At 70.3% G+C, this 19,836-nt stretch carries 14 protein-coding genes and 1 pseudogene; 5 read left to right on the forward strand and 10 right to left on the reverse strand.

Annotation, left to right across the window (positions count from 1 at the left end; translation table 11 throughout):
• Positions 1-1,812 precede the first annotated feature (1,812 nt).
• The 4 genes from OG959_RS10050 to OG959_RS10065 form a co-directional block, all read right to left on the reverse strand.
• Positions 1,813-2,505, reverse strand: coding sequence for an HAD family hydrolase (locus tag OG959_RS10050; protein WP_326657817.1), 693 nt, complete (start codon positions 2,503-2,505; stop codon positions 1,813-1,815).
• A gap of 86 nt (positions 2,506-2,591) precedes the next feature.
• On the reverse strand, positions 2,592-2,846 hold the full coding sequence (locus tag OG959_RS10055) for a hypothetical protein (protein ID WP_148020833.1): 255 nt from the start codon (positions 2,844-2,846) through the stop codon (positions 2,592-2,594).
• A 130-nt stretch (positions 2,847-2,976) separates the two neighbouring features.
• Positions 2,977-3,585, reverse strand: a complete 609-nt coding sequence (locus OG959_RS10060) for a hypothetical protein (protein ID WP_326657818.1) — start codon at positions 3,583-3,585, stop codon at positions 2,977-2,979.
• Positions 3,543-4,061, reverse strand: coding sequence for an ATP-binding protein (locus tag OG959_RS10065; RefSeq protein ID WP_326657819.1), 519 nt, complete (start codon positions 4,059-4,061; stop codon positions 3,543-3,545). Before OG959_RS10065 ends, OG959_RS10060 begins: the two co-directional genes overlap by 43 nt.
• Positions 4,062-4,190: 129 nt before the next feature.
• Here OG959_RS10065 and OG959_RS10070 point away from each other — a divergent pair, with 129 nt between their 5' ends.
• Positions 4,191-5,438: a helix-turn-helix domain-containing protein gene (locus OG959_RS10070; protein ID WP_326657820.1), complete on the forward strand. Its 1,248-nt coding sequence runs from the start codon at positions 4,191-4,193 to the stop codon at positions 5,436-5,438.
• Between the two features lie 50 nt (positions 5,439-5,488).
• Here the strand turns inward: OG959_RS10070 and cutA are convergent, their stop codons facing one another.
• Complete coding sequence (gene cutA, locus OG959_RS10075) at positions 5,489-5,815, reverse strand: divalent-cation tolerance protein CutA (RefSeq protein ID WP_148020829.1); 327 nt, start codon at positions 5,813-5,815, stop codon at positions 5,489-5,491.
• A gap of 242 nt (positions 5,816-6,057) precedes the next feature.
• The gene (locus tag OG959_RS10080) at positions 6,058-6,690 is read right to left on the reverse strand and encodes a hypothetical protein (protein ID WP_148020828.1); all 633 of its coding nucleotides are present in this window, start codon (positions 6,688-6,690) and stop codon (positions 6,058-6,060) included.
• Positions 6,691-6,962: 272 nt separating this feature from the next.
• Here OG959_RS10080 and OG959_RS10085 point away from each other — a divergent pair, with 272 nt between their 5' ends.
• Both OG959_RS10085 and OG959_RS10090 read left to right on the forward strand, forming a co-directional pair.
• Positions 6,963-7,229 carry a helix-turn-helix transcriptional regulator gene (locus tag OG959_RS10085; protein ID WP_326657821.1) on the forward strand — a complete coding sequence of 89 codons (267 nt, stop codon included), beginning with the start codon at positions 6,963-6,965 and terminating at the stop codon, positions 7,227-7,229.
• A gap of 121 nt (positions 7,230-7,350) precedes the next feature.
• A complete protein-coding gene (locus tag OG959_RS10090; protein WP_326657823.1) occupies positions 7,351-8,787 on the forward strand; it encodes a tyrosine-type recombinase/integrase in 1,437 nt (478 codons plus the stop codon).
• 66 nt (positions 8,788-8,853) lie between these two features.
• On the opposite strand, the pseudogene OG959_RS10095 reads toward OG959_RS10090, so the two are convergent.
• The 3 genes and pseudogenes from OG959_RS10095 to OG959_RS10105 all read right to left on the reverse strand — a co-directional run.
• Positions 8,854-9,146, reverse strand: a pseudogene (locus OG959_RS10095) (NADP oxidoreductase); the annotation flags it as partial.
• A gap of 144 nt (positions 9,147-9,290) precedes the next feature.
• Positions 9,291-11,795: an ABC transporter permease gene (locus OG959_RS10100; RefSeq protein WP_326657824.1), complete on the reverse strand. Its 2,505-nt coding sequence runs from the start codon at positions 11,793-11,795 to the stop codon at positions 9,291-9,293.
• Positions 11,792-12,616 (reverse strand): ABC transporter ATP-binding protein, encoded by an 825-nt coding sequence (locus tag OG959_RS10105; protein ID WP_326657825.1) that lies wholly within the window; start codon positions 12,614-12,616, stop codon positions 11,792-11,794. Before OG959_RS10105 ends, OG959_RS10100 begins: the two co-directional genes overlap by 4 nt.
• Positions 12,617-12,945: 329 nt before the next feature.
• Between OG959_RS10105 and OG959_RS10110 the strand changes: the two genes are divergently transcribed.
• Entirely contained in the window at positions 12,946-14,292 is a 1,347-nt protein-coding gene (locus tag OG959_RS10110; RefSeq protein ID WP_326657826.1) for an SGNH/GDSL hydrolase family protein, read from the forward strand.
• Positions 14,293-14,495: 203 nt separating this feature from the next.
• Positions 14,496-15,437 carry a helix-turn-helix transcriptional regulator gene (locus OG959_RS10115; RefSeq protein ID WP_326657827.1) on the forward strand — a complete coding sequence of 314 codons (942 nt, stop codon included), beginning with the start codon at positions 14,496-14,498 and terminating at the stop codon, positions 15,435-15,437.
• Positions 15,438-15,441: 4 nt separating this feature from the next.
• On the opposite strand, the gene OG959_RS10120 is transcribed toward OG959_RS10115, so the two are convergent.
• Positions 15,442-19,233: a S8 family serine peptidase gene (locus tag OG959_RS10120; protein ID WP_326657828.1), complete on the reverse strand. Its 3,792-nt coding sequence runs from the start codon at positions 19,231-19,233 to the stop codon at positions 15,442-15,444.
• Between the last annotated feature and the right edge of the window lie 603 nt (positions 19,234-19,836).

Consider the following 19,836-nt stretch of genomic DNA (forward strand, 5'->3'; position numbering starts at 1 on the left):
ACGCAGCGGCGCCCGGGTGGTGGTGGGTGGAGTCGTCGGCCCTCGGGCTGGAGGGGGCGCGGTCGGTGATGAGCCGGGCGATCCGAGCAGCGCTGTCGCCGCGCCACCGGCAGACCGCGTCCAGGGCCGCCCGCGGGATCGGCGCCGGGCCCCCGCGCACGCCGGAGAGCGCTTGGGCGACGTCACCAGTGGCCTCGCACCGGGTCGCCAGTCCGTGACCGGCCAGGCCCAGCGTGCGTTCGCCCGGCAGGCCGATTTCGAACACCGGGATGCCGAACAGTGCGGCTTCGATCCCGCACGTCGAGTACGCGCTCGCTACTGCGTCAGCGCCGACGAGGCAGCCTCGTGCTCCGACCCGGGGATCGGCCACCGCGACGGGCGTCCCGCCGGCCCGCTTCACCAGAGCGTTGAAGGCGTCGGCTCCCTGCGCCGGGTGTGGAGCGATGACGAGCCCCCAGTCGCCGTCCGCCTCGGCGAGCCCGTCCAGGAGGAGGTCCGCGTGGGAGTTGAGGTGATCGGGGTTGAAGGGCTGGCAGGCCCACACCGCGATCCGGGCGGGCGCGCGGCGGCCCCCCGAAGCGAGCAGCTTCTCCAGGTATCGGCGCTGAGCCTGACGGCTCAGGCCGGCGAGGACGTCGAAGCGGGGCTGCCCGAGGACGTTCACCTCGGCCTCGGGGTGGCGCGCCCACCCTCGGCCCAGGGCGAGGTCCCGCTCACCCATGACGATGATGTGGCGGCTGTGCAGGGCTGGCCAGGCGACCGATTCCGCCGTCCAGGCCCCGTGCTGGACGTGAACCGAGTTCGCCCCGTGCCGCTCGGCGGCGTGCGCGGCCAGCACGCCCAGGGGGCTGGTGTCGTTGCTCAGCAGGACGGTGTGCGGCCGGGTCGTCGACAGGATGTCGTCGAGCCAGCTCTCCGCCCGCACCACCGTCCGCCACGAGGGCTGGGTGCAGCCCCCGCTGGTCTCCAAGAGCACGGACAAGAGCCGTACGAGCCGGGCAAGTTGGACGCCGTGGCCTCCCACCTCGACGGCGTGCTCGTCGTCGGGACGGTCGAGGCCCTCGGCAGTGCCGGAGAGGGTGAAGAGGTCGCTCGGAGCCGAGCGCAGCTCGATACCCGTGACCGATCCCGCGCTGCACCGCTCGGTGTCATCGGTGGCGAGATCGAGCAGGAGACTCCTTTGCCCGCCGCGCGCCAGTTCGGCGAGAACCGGGGTCAGCGTGGCCGCGTGGCGGGAGGTCCACGACAGCGCCAGAACGTCCTGCCGTCCGAGATCCGAGGGGAGCGGACTCGGCTCCGTGTTCGCCGTACTCGTCCGGGCGCGGTTGCGGAGCTGGGCGGAGCGGGTCGGGTTGTGCGGTGCCGCAGCACCGAGCACGTACGCGACGCCGGACCACGTCACGGTGTAGGCCAGGTACTCACGCGAGCTGCTCGAACGCAGTCCCACAAGTCCTTCGTACGGGGCCAGGGCCAGGGGCCCTGGGGCCGAGGCGAACGGTGCCCAGGAGTTCAGGGCCAGGAGCTTGCGCACGATCTCAGCGACGAAGCGTCGCACGGGGACGTGCTGGACGTGGAGCCAGTCGGCTCCGCCCGGGGTGGAGGCCAGTTTGGCGCTGTAGTGGTCGAGGGCGGCCATGACGTCTGCGACGCCGGCGCGCAGTACCTGCTTGTCGACGGTCGTCGCTTCCAGGTCCGTGGTGTGGATGTGGTCGGTTCGCGCGTGCGCGAGGGCGCCGGTTCCGACGAGCGCCCACGTCGGCTTCCCGGCGTTGGAGGAGCGGACCAGGCCGAGGCCACCAGTCGTGCGGGGACTCACACCGTGCTCCCCTCGACGAGCTGCTTGGCGGGGAGGAGGCTCAGCAGTTCCTTGGGCGACGCGGCCGTCTCGGGGTCGGGAGCCGTCGGCTGCCCATAGCCCCATGCAGCGTGTACATAGGGGACGCCGGCGCGCGCGGCCGACTCCTGGTCGACCGCCATGTCACCCACGTAGACGGCGGCGGCTGGGTCGACTCCCAGGTCGACCAGCGCCAAGAGGAGTGGGTCCGGGGCCGGCTTCGTCCGGCCCGCGCCGGCGGGCGTGCGGATGGTCGCGAAGGGACACCCGAGGCGCGCGAGGAGCGGGGCCGCCCGGTCGACGTGCTTGGACGTCACGACGCCCAGCCGCCAGTCGGCGGCCACGAAGGCGTGGAGCGTCTCGACGATGCCGGCGAACTCCTCCGCGAGGTGCGCGGTGGCCACGGACTCAGCCTCGTACGTCCGGCGGACCGCCTCGGCATCGGCCACACACAGCCGCTGCATGATGTCGCCGAACTCCCTGCCCAGGTGACGCTCGTAGTCACGGAAGGGGAGCGCGACGTCATGGATCTCCTGGACCCTCTGCCACGCCTTCCGCATCACCGGACGCGTGTCGAGCAGGACGCCGTCGAGGTCGAGGAGAAGAGCGCGCGACCTGTGGTCGCTCGGCGCGGCCGGAGCCGGTAGCGATTCGTGAGTGGGAACGGTCATGATCATCCTCTCGTCAGGGGTGGCTGTTGCGCCTCAGAGGGCCGAGGCCGGTTCGAGTTCCAACTCGGGGTACCGGGCCGGGCCAGTCAGGCCGCTTCCGGCGGGTCGTCAGTCGAAGGCGAGACCGATCCGTTCGGCGCGGCCGGCAGGCGCGAGAGCCGGTGAAAGCGCGAGAGGTTGAAGCCACGCCCCTGAACCTCACCGGCGGGCACGGCGAAGAGATCGATGCCCTCTTCGCTGGGCGCCGACGGGGCAGCCGCCCGGATGGCGAGGAGCGCTTCGCCCTGCTCGCGGTGCGGCAGGAGGCGCGGCGCACGATCGGTGTGTCCCTCGAAAGTCATGGTCAGCCCTCGGTCAGGGGTATTTGAAGGTGAAGGCGAGCGCGACGCTCACGGCGGCGATCAGGGCGATCTGGGCGCTGATCTGCCGCCAGCCCCAGCCCTTCCTGTCCATCCAGAGCAGTGGACGCCTTCAAGTCGGCGCGACGGGCTCCTCGGAGATCACGAGGTGGAGAAACGCCTGGCAGTGCTCGCCCAGATGTTTGATTACGGCGTGGTACTCGTCGTCATCGGAGCTGATGTGGTGCCGGTCGAGGACGATCACGCCGTCGGCCAAGCCCTCTCGGAGCTGCCGCTCGGCTTCCAGCCAGCCAGGTCGATCCCAAGGCGGCGTGTAGACGCCCTGGCTCGCGCTGGATGCCGGGAAGTACGTCGTGGTCACCGGGACCGCCACATCGTGGAGCCGGGCGGCGATCGCGTAACCGAGCTGGTCGGCCTCAGCCTGCAGCGTCCCCCAGTCCTCGTCAGGTCGGGCCCTCGGACTCGGTACCAAGCTGTACGCCAGCACGCGCAGCGGCTGATCGGCCCGCGCGTCGACGACCTGTCGGTAGAAGTGCTCCCGTAAGCCTCGGAGTTGACCAGCTCGGGACTGGCGCTTCGCTCGGGGAGAGGTGCGAGCCCATCTCGGGTGGTCATGGCCAGCAGCCGGCGCCCCACCGCCCGTGTGCTTCTCTCGCCTCCGATCAACGGCAACGAGGCTCAACACGTCGGCTCCGTGCTTGACTGCGTTGTGCGGCGACATGGGGGTGCCTCCGTGAGAGTGGGGATGACCGCGTACGTAGTTCGGCCACCGTCCGCGACGCCCCACCGCAGTGACAGGCAAGCGACGAGGTGCAGCCCTCGACCACCGAGGCCGAGGGCGCTTGCACGTCGTCGCCTCGCTGGTGCGGTGCTGTCGTCGGTGACTCTGATTTGAAGCTCGTGGTCGTCGTGTCGTAGTTGCAGTCGGACGTCCCCGGAGCCGTGGATGATCGCGTTGGATACCAACTCCGAGACGACGAGCCGGGCGTCCTCTGCCGGCGCCTCTGGCAACGACCACCGCTTCAGAACGGTGGCCGTGGTTCGTCGTGCTTGAGCGACGTGCTCATCCATCGGCTCCATGGCCATCTCGAAGACGTGAGAAGCCAGCGGGCACCGAGCAGTCGCGGCGCCGACGACGTGGGCGCCACCGTCGTCGCCCCCAGGTCGGGGTGGCGTTGTTGTCCGGTGCGTGGTCATGCGCACATCGCACCGTGACTGCGCGATCCGGAACAGGGGAAACCGGAGGGGGAAATCTTTGTCAAGGGGGAAAATCAGAGGGGAGTTGAGGGGAGTATTGGCCTTCTCCCACGGATAGGGGTCAGACTCATGGCGGTGGATCCATTTGCCGAGCTGCTCCGTCACCTGCGACGTAACGCGAATCGGACGCAGGACGAGCAGGCCGGTGCGATCAATGCCGCTTCCGGCCGGGCAACGATGACCCGCCGAGAGGTGAACCGGTACGAGAACGGTGCCAACGTTCCGACGGACCACACCCTGGGGAACATCGCTTTGGCCTGTGGCGTCCCGCTGGAGCCGCTGCTGCGCGAGGCGAAAGCCGCCCGCGCCAGGCGGCGAGAGAAGAACAAGGGCGAGGCAGAGGACCTGGACGACGTGAAACGCCGAACGCTGCTGGGAGGCGCGGTCATCGGTGCGGCTGCGGCTGCCGAGCCGTGGGGCCGGCTGGCCTATGCACTCAGCAAGGGTTCCAAGATCGACCCCGAGTCAGCGGGGGTGCTTATTGATCATGCGGCCCGGTTGCATGTGGACGAACTGAACGAGAGCGCGCTCAGCCTGCAGTCTCGGGTCGAGGCGCACTTGGACGCGATCACCGCAGCCCTTCCCCGCGCCGGAACCCACGAGCGAGCGCTGACCATCGCGGCGGGAGAGACAGCCGCTCTTGCCGGATGGGTCGCCTGGGACCTGGGCGAGCACGACAAGGCCACCTCCTACTACGGAGTGACCTCGGAGTGCGCGAAGAAGGCTGGGCACCCCCCTCTGCGTGCCCTGGCTCTGGGCTACGCGAGCTACGGTGCCCCCAGCCCTGCTAAGGCGCTGGAGATGCTTTCGCAGGCAGCTCAGGACGTGCGCGGACGTGGCAATGCAACCGCCGCAGCATGGGCTCTGGGCCGGTACGCGGAGGAGGCCGCTCAGTCGGGCGATGACGCTGCCGCTCTTCGCGCGCTGGACCAGGCCAGGTTCGCCTATGACTTCGCCGACCATACGAGCGAGCAAGCGTGGGTCCGCTTCGTGACGCCGTACCGGATGGACTCCTTAACCCTCTCGGTCTACGGCGAACTCAAACGTCAGGAGCTGACGGCCACGGCCGACTCCGCAGTCGAGCGCCTCGGCGGTGAACTACCCGAGTCCGGTGTAGTTGTCCTCGGGGACCTAGCGTCGGCACTTCTGCGCGGCGGCGACGTAGACCGCGGGGCCTACGTCGCGCACCAGTTCGCTGCAGCGGCGGAGTCGAAGCCCAACACCATGGGCCGTCAGCGGGCGCAGGTCATCGCTGCCGAGCTCCCCGACACCGAGCATGATCTGGCCAGCCACCTGCTGACGTTCGCGACGCTGTGAAGCGTCCAAGCACACAGGCTCGGTGAGGGCGAGCGCCGCGGTGGTGACCTCTACTGCGGACGCGTCTCGTCGAGGACCCAGGACAAGTACGCCTCCGACCCTCCGGTCACAGGCAGCGTGACCCACTGGGGGACGTCGTAAGGGTGCCTCTCGTGCAGCCATGCCTCTAGCGCGGGGAGGCGATCCGACGACGTCATGTAGGAGATCCGCCACTCCTGAGCCGCCTCGACCTTCCCCTGCCACCAGTAGAAGGCGGTGATGGGCGCATCGATGTGAACGCCCGCCGCCAGTTTGCTCTCGACAGCGCCCCTGGCGAGGGTCTTCGCCTGCTCCTCGTTGTCACTGGTCGTCTGCGCGATCACGATCTCGTGGTCCATGCGGCTACCTCTCCAGCTCGGGTACCGCGACCCTATCCATGTGTTCGGCACAGGCCAGCGGGTGGTAGTCCGTGGAAGACCACCCCAGGCCGACCGCCCTGGAGAGCCGTCGAATTGCCGCCAGCCGCACGGCGCCCAATCGGTGCCGGCCGAGAGTGGACCTTCACCCGCGAATGGGCGAGCATTATGCGCCCTCACTCTTCTTACGGGGCCGCCCTGCGAGAGCGCTCCGAGTCGGCGGTCTATGCCTCAGCTATCTGTTCGGCGATCTCCCCGCGGATGGCCGCCATGTCCGCAGGCGACCACACCGAGCCGCTCCCGAAAGGCAGCACACGGTCGTGGGGCTGGTAGAGCTCCTCGCTTTCCAGACTGCGGCAACAGGCACGGCACTTCCACGGACGGCGCAGAGTGATCCACTGTCTGAGCCCGCACCAAGGGCACAACACGAAGTACGCGCTGGGCCCGTGAGCGGCGGCCCAACTGGCATAGCCCGAACGGCTGCGAGCCGCGTTGATGTCGCCATGGGTGCGTTCCGCGACCCAGCCAAGGAGGACCATCTCGCCCCCGGGCCACGCACAGGAGCAGGGGCCGTCGCAGGGGCAGGCGCGCGCCTTGCCCAGCTCGACGGCCTTTTCCTTACGGGGCGTGGATGGTCCCTTGACCTCAAGCCATGTCCCGATCTCGGGCAGCCAGAAGTCCGGCAGGTAGTACGCCCCTGACGGCAGGGTGATTCGCTCAGGCTCGTACTGCCAGAGGATGCTTTGGGTGTCGAGGGTGCAGGCCCAGTCGGCTTCGAGCCGAGAACGGAAAGTGGTGCCGCTGTACTCCGTCGGTACGGCTTCGATGGGCTGGCCGTCTGTGGGGAGGTCCGTCACGGCGTCTCCGTTCCAGGTCAGTTATGCGCCGACCCACAGTTTGACCGCGAACTCGCGCTTCATGAACCGGGCTGTCCGACGGGTGGGCAGTCCCACTCTCGTTAACAGACCCATGCCTCGGCCTTAGCGCAGCGGACAACCACCGTGAGCTGCTTCGGCATCACAAGATCCATTTCAGCGACGCCCTCTTTATCGCAAGAACCCGGTTCGTCCAACTCGGCCTTTCCCTGGAATCTCGTCCTGTCATCACCCCACACGACAGGAGTCGACCCATGCCGGAGCCGCGCGCAGCATCCCAGGCCGCCTTCTTGACCCTCCCCAGGGCCGCCGAGTATCTCGGTATCTCCCCCAACACCTTGTACGTCTGGCGACACCGCCGACAGGGGCCTCCCAGCTTCCGCATGGGACGGCGCGTGATGTATCGGATCACGGCGCTCGACAAGTGGGTCTGCGATCAGGAGCGAGCGGACTCCCGCTCCAACCACGCCCTTGACCCGCTGAACCGGAAGCCGCAACGGCGCTCAAAGGCCGTGAAGTAGCGCGGTGGCTTACGCGTCCGGTCTCCCCCGTGAAGAAGTTCTCCGGATGGGGATTGGATCGTGCCGCAGATCGCGTTAGCACCGACCAGCTCATGATCACGCACCACTGGAGGGCCCCGTCATGGCGGGTTACATAGAAGACCGATGGCTGAAGAAGCGCCCCGACAAGCTGACCGGGAAGCGGGAGCGGACCGCGATCTACGGCACCGGGAAGCGCTACCGAGTGAAGGGGATTCCCGGCATCCACGACCGGTCGTTCCACACCAGCGAGGACGCGAAGCAATGGCTCGCCATCGCCAAGACGGACTCCAGCCGTGGTGAGTTCGTCGATCCCCGCAAGGGCGAGATACTTCTCGCCGACTACATCGCCGAGTACTGGTGGGCGGGCCGCTCCGACGAACCCTCGACGGCGGACCCGATGCGCAGCCGCATCTGGAACCACATCATCCCGTTGGTGGGCGACTACGCCCTGCGTGAGATCGACGCGTCCGCTCTACGGACCTTCAAGGCAACACTGCTCACGAGGGTCGAAGAGTCGACGGCAGAGGTGATCTGGGGACACCTGTCCTCGATCCTCGGCAGCGCCGTCGACGACCAGCGTCTGCTGCGCAACCCGATGAAGATGAAGAACAGCGTCAAGCCCCCACGAGCGATCGACAGCAAGGCCAAGGCGTGGTCACGTGAGGTCGTCGACGCTGTCCGCGCGGAGTTGCAGGACCGCTACCAGATCGCGGTCGATCTCGGCATCGGCCTCGGGCTGCGCCAAGGCGAAGCGTTCGGTCTCGCCGAAGAGGACTTCGACTTCGCGGCTGGAGTCGTCCACATCCGCCGCCAGCTCAGGTGGGACATCAAAGGCCGCCCCTACTTCTCGCTCCCCAAGGGGCGCAAGACCCGCGAGGTCCCCCTGCCGGCGAACCTCGCCCTCCGGGCCCGAGCTCACTTCCGCCGATTCCCGTCGACTTCCTGCACGTTGCCCTGGCGGAACCCGGAGGCCCCGACCACCGCGCTCGAGGAGCGCCAGCGGAAGCCGATCACGGTCGAACTGATCCTCACCTCGTCGCACGGCAACCGCATCTACTACCGCACCTGGAACGACCGCAGCTGGAAGCGTGCGCTCGCCGCCGCCGGGCTGATCAAGCCCGTGGGCGAGAAGGTACGGCACGACGGCAACCGGGTTCGCCGGGTCCTGCTCTACGCCGCCCCACGCGAGGACATGTTCCACGTCCTCCGCCACACCTACGCGAGCGTGCAGCTGGAGGCCGGCGAGTCGGTCGTCAGCCTGTCCAAGTGGCTCGGGCACTCGACACCGAAGGTCACCCTCGACCACTACGCTCACTTCATGCCCGGTGCGGGGCAGCGAGGGATCGCCGCGATGGACGCCTGGCTGCGGGACCCCTCCCGGTCGAAAGTCCCTGAGAAGTCCCTGCTGGCATGCAGGGCAGCTCATCTACCCCCGAACATGCAGGTCAAAGGCATAGTGCGACAGGGTGCGGACATGTCCGTCAAGTACAAGGAGACCGCGCGCGGCGGGCTCGCGGTGAACATCATCGAGTGCTAGGCAGATGGGCCCCGACCAGCGCGTTTTCATCGTTCAGCGCGGGTCGGGGCCTACCCCGGCGTTCGCTCAGGCGGGAAGTCCGGTGACGCCGAGGGCGAAGTTCACGTTCCCCACCCCGTGGTTGGCGAGGCCCACCGCGACCACGCCCGCGCCTTCGAGCCAGTGCGCCATTCCCAGTCCGCCGACATCCGGCGGGCGCAGCCCGAGACTCTCGACGAACGCTTCCACACGCGCCTTGGCCCGCGCGTCGCCACCGCGATGAAGACGTCGGACCGGTCCTTCTCCAGGACCTGGCGGCAGACGGTGTTGGACGCCTTCACCACACCGGCGCCGGCCGGGGCGGCCTTGGCGACTTCCTGGTTGAAGGGGTTTCGGCATCGGCAACGCCATCCCGGCCACGGCCGACGATGACCGGCGACGGGCGGAAGAGACGGGTTGGCCCGAGGACACGCATTCGGGGCGGGAGCCGGGCATCGCGCCGGCTCCCGCCCCGTGTGCGTGGACTACGACCAGCGGCGGAGTGCCGCCCGCGCGGGCAGCGTCACCGCGAGCAGGGTCAGGCCGCCGGCGGCGGCCGCGAAGGATCCGTACAGCAGGGGCGGTACGTAGGGCGCCTCGCCGGTCATGCCGTGCATCATCGGGATCAGTGTGGCCGCGGCGATCGCCGTGCCGAGGGCCACGCCCACCGTGGAGACCAGCAGGCTCTCCCAGCGGAGCATCTGCAGCACCTGGCGCCGGGTGGAGCCGATGAGGCGCAGGGTGCCCAGCTCGCGGCGGCGGTCCAGGACCGTCATCACGAGCGTGTTGACGGCGGCGACGGCGGCGAAGCCGCCGAGGACCGCGGCCATCATGTAGTTGGACCAGGCGCCCAGCTTCGCGTCGAGGCTCTGCTCGGTGGCGTAGCCGGAGGCGTCGGTGACCGTGCCCAGGCCGGTGAGTGACTTCGCCGAGCCGCCGCGTACCAGCAAAGTGCTGTCGAATCCCGAGGTGACGTGCCCGGCGAGGGACGGCCGGTCCATGGTCACCGTGGCCAGGCCGAGACCGCGGCCGTAGACCGCGACGATCTCGGGGGCGGCCTTCGTGCCGTCCGGGAGGTAGAGCGGGAGCCGGTCGCCGACACCGGCGTCCGCCGAGTCCGCCAGGGTCCTGTCGATGGCGATGCGGTCCTTGCCGAGCCGGTCGAGGCTGCCTGCTCGTACGTCCAGGTCCTGCACCTTCGCGAGCTCGGCGCCGGAACCGGTGACGCCCTGGACGGCCGCGCCCTGCAGCGCCTTGAACTCCCCGGAGCCGACCGGCACCAGCACCTGGGTGCTCAGCAGGCCGACGGCCGTGTCCACGCCCGGCGCGCGGGCGGCCAGGGCCACCGCGTCGACCGGGAGCCCGGCGGGGTCCGTGACCACGTGGTCCGCGGTGATGCCCGCCCGCAACTGCTTGTCGGCGGCGTGGTTCTCGCTCGTGTGCATGAAGACGAGGGTCGAGGAGAAGGCCGTGGCCAGCACGATCGGGGTGATCGCGGAGGCGAGCCGGCGGGCGTTGGTACGGGAGTTGGCGGCCGCGAGTCCGGCGGCCGGGCCGGCGCCGCGCAGCGGGAGGCCGAAGAGGCCCGCGCACACGCGCGCCACCAGTGGGCCGAGCAGCCCGACGGAGAGCATGAAGAGCATGACGACGCCGAGGGCGGCCCCGGCCGCGTCGTCCCCCGTGGAGTTGGCGGAGACGCCGGTGAGAATCGCTCCTCCCACGAGGGCGCCGAGACCCAGCACGGTCCTGACCGCACCGGGCCGCAGCCGTTCCACGGACGCTTCGGACAGCGCCTGCCCCGGCTTGATCTTCGCGGGCCTGCGGCCGGCCGCCCAGCCCGCGCCGAGCGCGGTGAGCAGTCCGGTGGCGACGGCGGCGAGGACCGGGAGCCCGGACACGTGTACCTGCACGGCCTGCGGGATCGCGCCGCGGTCCTGCAGTTGCCCGAACCACCAGTGGGCGAGCGCGATGCCGGGCAGGCAGCCGATGATCCCGGCGAGCGGCGCGACGAGCAGTGCTTCGGAGGCGACCGCGCGGCGGATCTGGCGCGGGGTGGCGCCGATGGCGCGCAGCAACGCGAACTCACGGGCGCGCTGGGACACGGACAGGGTCACGGTTCCGGCGGCGGTGAAGACGGCGACGATGGTGGCGATGCCACCGAAGGAGGCGCCGATCCCGAAGAGCGTGTCCTTGGCGTAGCCGAGGCCCGGGTCCTCGATCGCGCCGCGGTCGTCGCCGACGTGCACCTGGGCGCCGGATCCGGCCAGGGCCTTGTTCACGGAGCCGGCGAGCGTGTCGGCATCGGTGCCGTGCCGCGCCAGTACGGCGATGGCGTCCGCCTTGCCGGGGTGGCCGGCGAGCGTGGGGGCCTGCGCGTCGGCGAACCAGGCAAGGGCGCCCGCGGTGCCGGTGTTCCGGGCGGTGTCCCCGGGTCCGGCCTCGGCGAGGCCTGCGACGCGGAAGTCCTGCCGCCCGGCGGCGGTCCGCAGTGCGACGGTGTCGCCGACGGCGGCCTTCGCGGCGCGGGCGGCGGCGGTGTCGAGGACGACCTCGCCGGTCCGGGGTGCGGTCCCGGAGGTGAGCGCGGTGCCGGTGAAGGCGTGCGCGCCCCAGCCGTGCGCGGTGAGCGAGCTGTCCCCGGCCCGTACCGGGAAGGTGTGGTCCGCGACGGCCGCGGCGACGCCCGGCGCCGCGGCGGCCCTGTCGGCCAGTGCGGCGTCGACCCGTGCGGTGTCCGGCAGCGGGACCGCTTCCTCCTCGCGGTCCTCGCCGCTGCCCGTCACGACGTACTCGTACTGGTCGGCCGCCGCGACGACCGGCGCCTGCGCGTACCGCTCCGCGGGGACCGAAGCGCGCAGGCCGGTCTCCAGGAGGATGCCGCAGGCCGTGACGATCAGCGCGGACATCATCAGCGCGACGAAGGTCCCGGCGAACGAGGCGGGCTTGAAGCGGACGGCTGCCCGGGCGAGCCCGTTGGGGACGATCCTCATGCCGCGGCCCCCGCCGTCGTGCCCGTGCGGGAGGTACGGGCGGTGAGCGCCGCCATCCGGGCCGCGATCCGGTCCGGCGTACCCCGGTCGAGACGGTCGGCGAAGGCGCCGTCGGCGAGGAACAGCACACGGTCGGCCCAGGCGGCCGCGGTCGGGTCGTGGGTGACCATGACGACGGTGGCGCCGAGGGTGTCCACCGCGTGCCGGAGCAGGCCGAGGACCTCGGCGGCCGTGCCGGTGTCGAGGGCCCCGGTGGGCTCGTCGGCGAAGACCACGTCCGGGGCGGTGACCAGGGCGCGGGCGATGGCCACGCGCTGCTGCTGGCCGCCGGAGAGCTCGCCGGGGCGGCGCTTGGCCTTGTCGGCGAGCCCGACCTGGGTGAGCATCGCGGCTGCTCTGCGGCGGTCCTGGCGCCGACCGGCCAGGCGCATGGGCAGCAGCACGTTCTGCTCAACTGTGAGCGAGGGCAGCAGGTTGAAGGCCTGGAAGACGAAGCCCAGGCGGCTGCGGCGCAACTCGGTGAGCTCGTTCTCGCCCATGCCGGTGATCTCCGTGCCGCCGAGGCGCACGGAGCCCGCCGACGGCCGGTCCAGTCCCGCGGCGCACTGCAGGAACGTGGACTTGCCGGACCCGGACGGGCCCATGACCGCGGTGAACGTGCCGCGCGGGAGGGCGAGGTCGACGCCCGCCAGCGCGTGCACGGCACCGGCGCCGCGGCCGTACTGCCGCCGGACATCGCGCAGTTCGACGGCGAGACCTGGAGTGCCCGGGGCGTCCGGGCGTTCGTCCGTCCGCTGCTGCTTGCCGCTGCGTAGCCTCATGCTCTGCCCTTCGCGATGCTCGTGCTGACGGGATGGAGCGTGCGGGAACGGACGGGCGTCGGGCGTCATACCCGGGGGCCAATGTGCGGGTGCTACCGCGGTAGGGGGCGGAGGGGGGCGGGCGGCTCCGCTCTGTGCGACCGGCCGAGGAGGGGCCACGATCATCGAAATATTTCGAATGATTGACCGCAATTATCGGAAGGACTAGCCTGCCGCGTGATCCGGCGGGCGCATGGATGGGGATGCCGTCCGCGTACGTGGACGCTTTGCGCTTCATCCCGCTTCCCCGCCGCACTCCCGTTTCCCCACCGCACAGAGGGAACACATCCATGAACCGAAGATCGTCACTGATCAGCCTGATCACCGCGGGAGCGCTCTTCGCCTCCCTGACCGCCATCTCGCCGGCGCTCGGGGCCGGCGAGCGCGCGGGCGCGGACCGCGCGCCCGGGCCCCGGGAGCGGAACGCGCACTGGGTGGCCGCGTGGACGTCGATGCCGCAGCTGACGGAGCCGTCCAACATGCCGCCGGCGCCGTTCACCCAGGACGACGCCGTCCTGACGGACACGACGCTGCGGCAGACCGTCCACGTCTCGGCGGGCGGTGACCACATCCGGCTGCGGTTCTCCAACGCGTTCGGCGGCGCCGTGCTGCCCCTCACCAAGGTGTCCGTGGCACTGCCGCTGGACGGCCGGGCGGGCACCGGCGCCGTCCGGGAGGGAACCACGCGCAGGGTGACCTTCGGGGGCTCCTCCTCGGTGGCCGTCCCGGCCGGAGCGCAGGCCGTCTCCGATCCGCTGGACTTCCGGCTGGAGCCCGGCTCCAATCTGACGGCCACGGTCTATCTGGCCACCGGTCAGGCGTCCACCGCCCTCACCTCGCACCCCGGTTCCCGTACGACCTCCTACCTCCGGTCCGGGGACCACGTCCAGGATCCGGATCTGCCCGGGGCCACCACCACCGACCACTGGTACCTCCTCAGCGGCGTCGAGGTCTGGTCCAGGAGCGACACCTCCGCGACGGCCGTGCTCGGCGACTCGCTGACCGACGGCCGGGGTTCCACCACCAACGGGAACGACCGCTGGCCGGACGTGCTCCAGCAGCGGCTGGCGGCCGGCGCGGGCCCGGTGCGGACCTCGGTCGTCAATCAGGCAGCCGGCGGGAACCGCCTGCTCAACGACGGCCTGGGCCCGAACGGACTGGCCCGGCTGGACCGCGACGTACTGTCCCAGAGCGGCGTCGACCGGCTGATCGTCTTCGAGGGCGTCAACGACCTCGGGACGGCGCCCGCCACCCCCGCCGCCCAGAAGCAGGCGGCGGACGACGTCATCGCGGCGTACGACCAGATCATCACCCGGGCCCACGCCCTGGGGATCCGGGTATACGGGGCGACGCTGACGCCCTTCGGCGGCAACACCGGCTACGACGACGCGGACGGATACCGCGAGGGAGCCCGGCAGGCGGTCAACACCTGGATCCGTACCGGCGGCCGCTTCGACGCGGTCATCGACTTCGACCGGGCCGCTCGCGATCCCCACAACCCCCGTGCGCTGCGCCCCTCGCTGGACGTCGGCGACCATCTCCACCTGAACCCCGCGGGCTACCGGGCACTGGCGGACGCCGTCCCCGCCCGCCTGTTCCGGCCGTCTCCGCTCCCGGCGGGCTTCGGCTACAACTGACCGGCGCGCAAAGGCGGCCCGCGCACCCGTGAGGGGTGCGCGGGCCGTCCTGAGCCGTGCCCTGGCCGGACCAGGTGCTCGGCACTGACCAATCCCCACAAGACCACTGACGGTGAACTGTCGTCGCGGTATGTTCAGGCCGGAGACCACCTTGGCTAACCTGACCCCTTGCCCCGGCGAGCCGTACCGAACAAGGGAGTCGCGTGTTCATCGATGCCGCCGACTGGTCGGTGTACGAGTGCCTGCTGTTCACCCACCCCCCGACCACGGAACAGGTGTCACGGACCACCGGCCAGTCCCTGGCCGAGGTCCGAGCGGCGGTCGACCGGCTGCGGGAACTGGGGCTCGTCGAAACCGGTCCCGGCTCCTCGGACGAGATCCTTCCCGTTCCCCCCGACTCCGCCCTCCTGCCCGCCCTGCGACGCTGGGAGTCGCAACTCGACCGCACCCGGCATGCCTCCGACGGTCTGATACACCGGTGGCGCAGGCGCAATCGCCGGCATGAGGACCTCATCCAGACCGTGGGCGAGTCCGACGCCGGCTGGGCCGCCTTCGAGCAACTGCAGGTCAACGCCACAGAGGAAGTCCTGATCTTCGACCGGCCCCCCTACGTGGCGCCTCCCTCGGGCAACCCCGCCCAACTGGACGCGATGGGCCGCGGAGTCGTCTACCGGACGGTCTACACGCAGGAGGCCCTGAGCGACGAAGTGCGCCAGAACCTGGCTCGTGCGGCCATAGCCGGCGGTGAGAGGGCCCGGATCAGCGACCGCCTCCCGATGAAGCTGGTGGTCGTCGACCGACGACTCGCGATGGTGCCCCTGCAGGGCAGCGCCGGAACTCTTGACTCGGCCGTCCTGATCGCCCCCTCCGCCCTGCTCGACGGGCTTCTGGAGCTCTTCGAGATGACCTGGGACCGGGCGCTGCCCCTGACCTTCGAGGAAAAGCACGTCACGCACGGCGTGCCGGACTGGGAGGAGGATCTCGTACGCCTCCTCGCCAGCGGCCTGACCGATCCCGCGATCGGCCGGGCGCTGGGCTGCTCCGAGCGGACCGTACAGCGGCGGATCACGCAGCTGATGACGCGCAACAGCGTCGCGAACCGGTTCCAGCTCGGAGCCCAACTCGTCTACACGCGACGAATCTGAGGCCTCACCGCACCGCGTAGGCGGAGATGAGCGTCTGTTCGACGTCCGCCCCGTCCGAGTTGGCCGCCTTGACACGCAGGGAGACGAAGCCGCCGCTCGCAGGGCGGTTGTCCACCAACGCCACCCAGGAGCCACCGCGGCGGACCGTTCGGACATCTCGCCACGAAGCACCTCCGTCGTAGGACACCTGGGCGGTCAGCGTATCCGCGCGGCCTTCGTAGCCGGGCTGGCCCGGGGCGTCCAGCTCCACGCGGTAGCTCCTGGACGCCGGGGCTTGGTTGTACGGGTTCAGGGCCATGCCGTACGCCGGTACGAGCAGGGGCAGGGACGTCTCCTTGTCGACGGAACCGGAGTCGAACGACCAGCGTGTGCTGATCGACGTCGAGAGGGCCCAGGTGCGGAAGATGGGCAGGTCGGTACGGCGCTTCTGGTCCAAGGAAAGCTCGTAGCGGCCGGACCCGGACGGCACCGGCCAGGAGGCGATCCCGCCGCTGGCCGTCGGTCCGACCGCTTCGCCGTCGCGGGTCAGCTTCAGGGCGAACTGGTCGGTCATGGCCTGGAAGGAGACATGGCCGTCGCTGTCCCCCGTCGAGGGGACCACGGTGGAGATGGCGTCACCGTTTCGCGAGGCAAGCGGTGTGGTCTCGCCGTTCACGATGTTCGTCACCGGCTGGGGGTGGAGAGGGCCGCCGTACCAGTGTTCCGTGTGACGGACCGGCTTCTCGTAGCGTGTGGGGCGGCCGGCCATCTGATCGGCACCGGCCGCCGTGTTGCTCGTGCCCCAGTGCACCCAGCTGTCCTCGCCGGTGGTGTAGTACGCGGTGCGCTTCGTCGGCGCGAGGACCGGCTGGACGATGCTGACGGTGACGGGCTGGGCGCCAGGGGTGTACGCCACGGCGAGGCCGTCACCGTACTGCTGCCGACGGGCCTGGCTGGACCAGGTCTCCTCGACCTGGGCGAGGCCGGCCTCGTCGAGAGCGTGGGTCTGGTCCGCCGGAATCCCGTCGGTCCAGGGTATGTGGACGTTGTAGACGTACGGGCTGTTCGGCGTTCCGCTCCACTTCAGCCTGGTGGTCCCGTCCGCCAGTTCCTGCTTGAGGGCCGCGTAGTCATCGGTGGTGACAGCGATGACCGGGATGTCGTCCTTCGCGAAGGGAGACCATCGCCCGGCGAAGCCGTGGGCGACGACGACGCCCCGGGCGCCTCGCTCGACCGCGTCCTTCGTCACCTGCTCGAGGCGGATCGTCGACTCGGAGTCCTTGCTTCCGAGATCGACCAGGACGAACCGGTCGGCCACGTCGGCCGCGGCGAGTTCCGCGGCGGTGCCGGCGCCGACGTCAACCACGCGGGCCGACCCGCCCTGGGGAAGGTAGGCGATGCCGTCGGTCGTGACGGGGCTGTACTTGGCGTACATCGCCTCCAGCGTGTGACCCCGGGTGGTGGCGATCTTCAGCAGCGGGGCGTAGGCGCGGGTGACGAAGTCGACGCGGGCATCGGGCCATTGGCCGGCCGGTACGTCCGTGACGGCGACGTCCGTCACGTTGGCTCCGTAGATCACACTGGCGGCGAAGACGACGCCACCGACGTTCCGCTGGTAACGCACGCTCGTGGTGTGGCTCTCCAGCGGCCGGGAAGCGGAGAGCTTCACCCGGTGCGCCGTCCGTGCGTCGAGGATCTCGGTCGTGTCCTCGGTGAACTGCAGCCCGGGACGGAAGAGGAAGCCGATCGACTTCACCGTGTGGTAGAGGTCCTGTTCATCGATGCCCGGGTCATAACCGTAGATCCCGGCGTCGAGATCGTAGGTTCCGGCGGGGATCGTGGCGGTGGCCGCACCGTTGCGGAAGTACACCCGGGTCGCCGTCCTGGTGTCGCGCGAGATCAGGTTGGCGTAGCTGAGGGTCCCGGCCTTTCCATCGCCCCGGGTGATGCCCTCGAACGTGACCGTGACCGTGTTGGGCTCGGCATAGAAGCCGAAGCTGGTCACCGCGTACTGCCCGCCGTCGGTGGCCGAGGCGGTGATCCGGCCGGTGAACTGGCCGTATCCGCCGTCCGGAAGGGCACCTGGGACGGACATGCGCAAGGTGGCAGAGGCGCTCCCGCCTGCCGGGACGGTCACGCTCCCGGTACTCAAGGACGCCACCCCCTCCGGTGCAGGCCGGCCGTTCCCGTCGAAGGCGGTCGTCTCCAGGTTCAGGGTGATGGCGGAGTCACCGGTGTTCTTCCAAGTGACCTCGCGCTCGCTGATCTGGTCGGGGCCGTGCGGCCAGGGCAGGTTGTCCCCGTCGACGTAGCCCGGTCCGGTGACGGTGGCGGACACCGCGCGCGCTACATCCAGGAACCCCGTGCCCTCCGCAAGCGGTGGGTTCAGGGCGTCCGGGCGCACGCTCGACATCAGCCCCTGCTTCAGCTGCGTGCTGGTCCAGTCAGGGTGGCGCTGCGCGAGGACGGCGGCGGCTCCGGCCACGTGGGGTGTGGCCATCGAGGTGCCCGACAGCGTGGTGTAGTTCTCGTCGACGGGAGCGCCCAGCGAAGTTCCGGCCGCGCGGGCGCCGATGACGCCGACGCCGGGTGCGGCCATGTCGGGCTTCAGGTAGTGATGTCCGGCGCCGTCGTCCACGGGGCCTCGCGCGGAGAACGAGGCTGTCTTCAGATTGCTGTCGTCGGCCGCGACGGTGAGGGCGGAGACAGCGCAGCCGGGCGAGGACACGGTCCCGGGGCCGGGGCCGGTGTTTCCGGCGGCGATCACGAAGAGGGTGTCGGACGAGGCGGACAGCTGATCGACGGCGGCCGCCATCGGGTCGTTGCAGAGTTTCACCGGCGCGCCCAGGCTCATGCTGACCACCTCGACGCCGTTCTCCACCGCCCACTGCATCCCCGCCAGAACCACGGAGGTCGGGCCGGAGCCGCTGTCGGTCAGGACCTTGCCGACGTACAAGGAAGCGTCCGGCGCCACTCCTTCCCGGTACTTGCCCTGGGAAGCGGAGCCGTTGCCGATGACGGAGGACGCGGCATGGGTGCCGTGTCCGTGACCATCGGCGGTGCTGCCGTTGCCGGTGAAGTCCTTGCTCGCCACGATCGACGCGGCCACATCGGGGTGCCCGGCGTCGATGCCGGTGTCCAGGACCGCGACCTTCACCCCCTTGCCGGTGTAGCCGGCCGCCCACGCCTCGGCTGCGCGGACCTGCTGGAGGGCGGCGGTGTCGGTGGAGGAGACCTTCGCATCGAGCCAGATCTTGGCAGGGGCGGCGGAGCGGCTCCGCTGTCGGCGCTGTACGTCTTCCCAGAAGGCCGGCGCCGCCGACTTCGTGGCCCGCATCGCCGTCATGCGGAGGCGGGGCAGCCGGTCGCTCACACGGGCACCGAGGGGGGCGGGCGCCGAGGCGGCCGCGGCGCTGTCGGGGTAGCTCACGATCAGGGGGATCGACGAGCTGTGGGCGTCGTCGTAGCGATCGGCGATCAGCTTGGTCACGTTGAAGAGCTGTTCGTCGACTCTGTCCTCGGCGATCAGCGGAGCTGCGGTGTCGGGCACGACGTAGAGATCGTCGCCGAGCTGATGGGTACGGAAACCCGGCGCCCCGCCCTGGGGGTCGGTCACCTGGACGACCTTCTGGCCGCCCACTCCGCTCAGCGTCACCTGGTCGCCGGTGATCAGGGTGACCGACTCCGTCGTCGCCTGTCCCACCGTCTTCGGCGCCGGGGAAGGCGGGCTCCCTGACGCCCAGGTCGGAGGTGGCGCTATCGCCAGGCCGGACACTGCCAGTAACGCGGACGCGATGACTATCGAGCGACGAGACATGCGAAACCCACCTTCCGGAAGGGAACCAGGTGGGAGGAGACCCTAGGGGAGCGGAAGTCGCTTCCCAATACATCAAGGTGGCGGGACGGGGCCACTGTCGGCATCCTGCCGCGGTGGCCGGAGCGCGGGTCCCGGGGGCGCTCCCCTCGGCACCGGCCCCTCGCTGGCCGATGCCGTCACCGGGTACCGGGCCGTGCTGCGGGCCGAACCGCCCCAACCCGGAGGCGAATCGGCCACACCCCTCACCTCACCCCCCTGCCACCCACCAACCCAGGAGTGCACCAACTGCCCATAACTGAGCAGGCGTTCATGGTGAGCACACATTTTCAGTCACGTGCGACTTCCCTCCTCCGCGGACTGGGAGTTCACTGGTCGTGACGAGTGGTGACGCGATCGCCGTGCACGTCAGGCGGTGCGCGCTGCCCCGGGCCCCGTGGAGCCCGCTTCGACGGCCCGGCCCTGCGGAGGAAAGAGGACAGCGATGACAGCCGCCCCTCCCGTGACGCCTCCTCGGCGGGATCCGGCCGTCCGGCCCGGCCATGGCGCACGAAGAGCGCCATGGGTGACCCGTCGTGACCGTCCGCCCCGCCGGCCCTGATCAGC

It is taken from the genome of Streptomyces sp. NBC_00385, assembly GCF_035917155.1.
GTDB classification, from domain to species: domain Bacteria; phylum Actinomycetota; class Actinomycetes; order Streptomycetales; family Streptomycetaceae; genus Streptomyces; species Streptomyces poriferorum.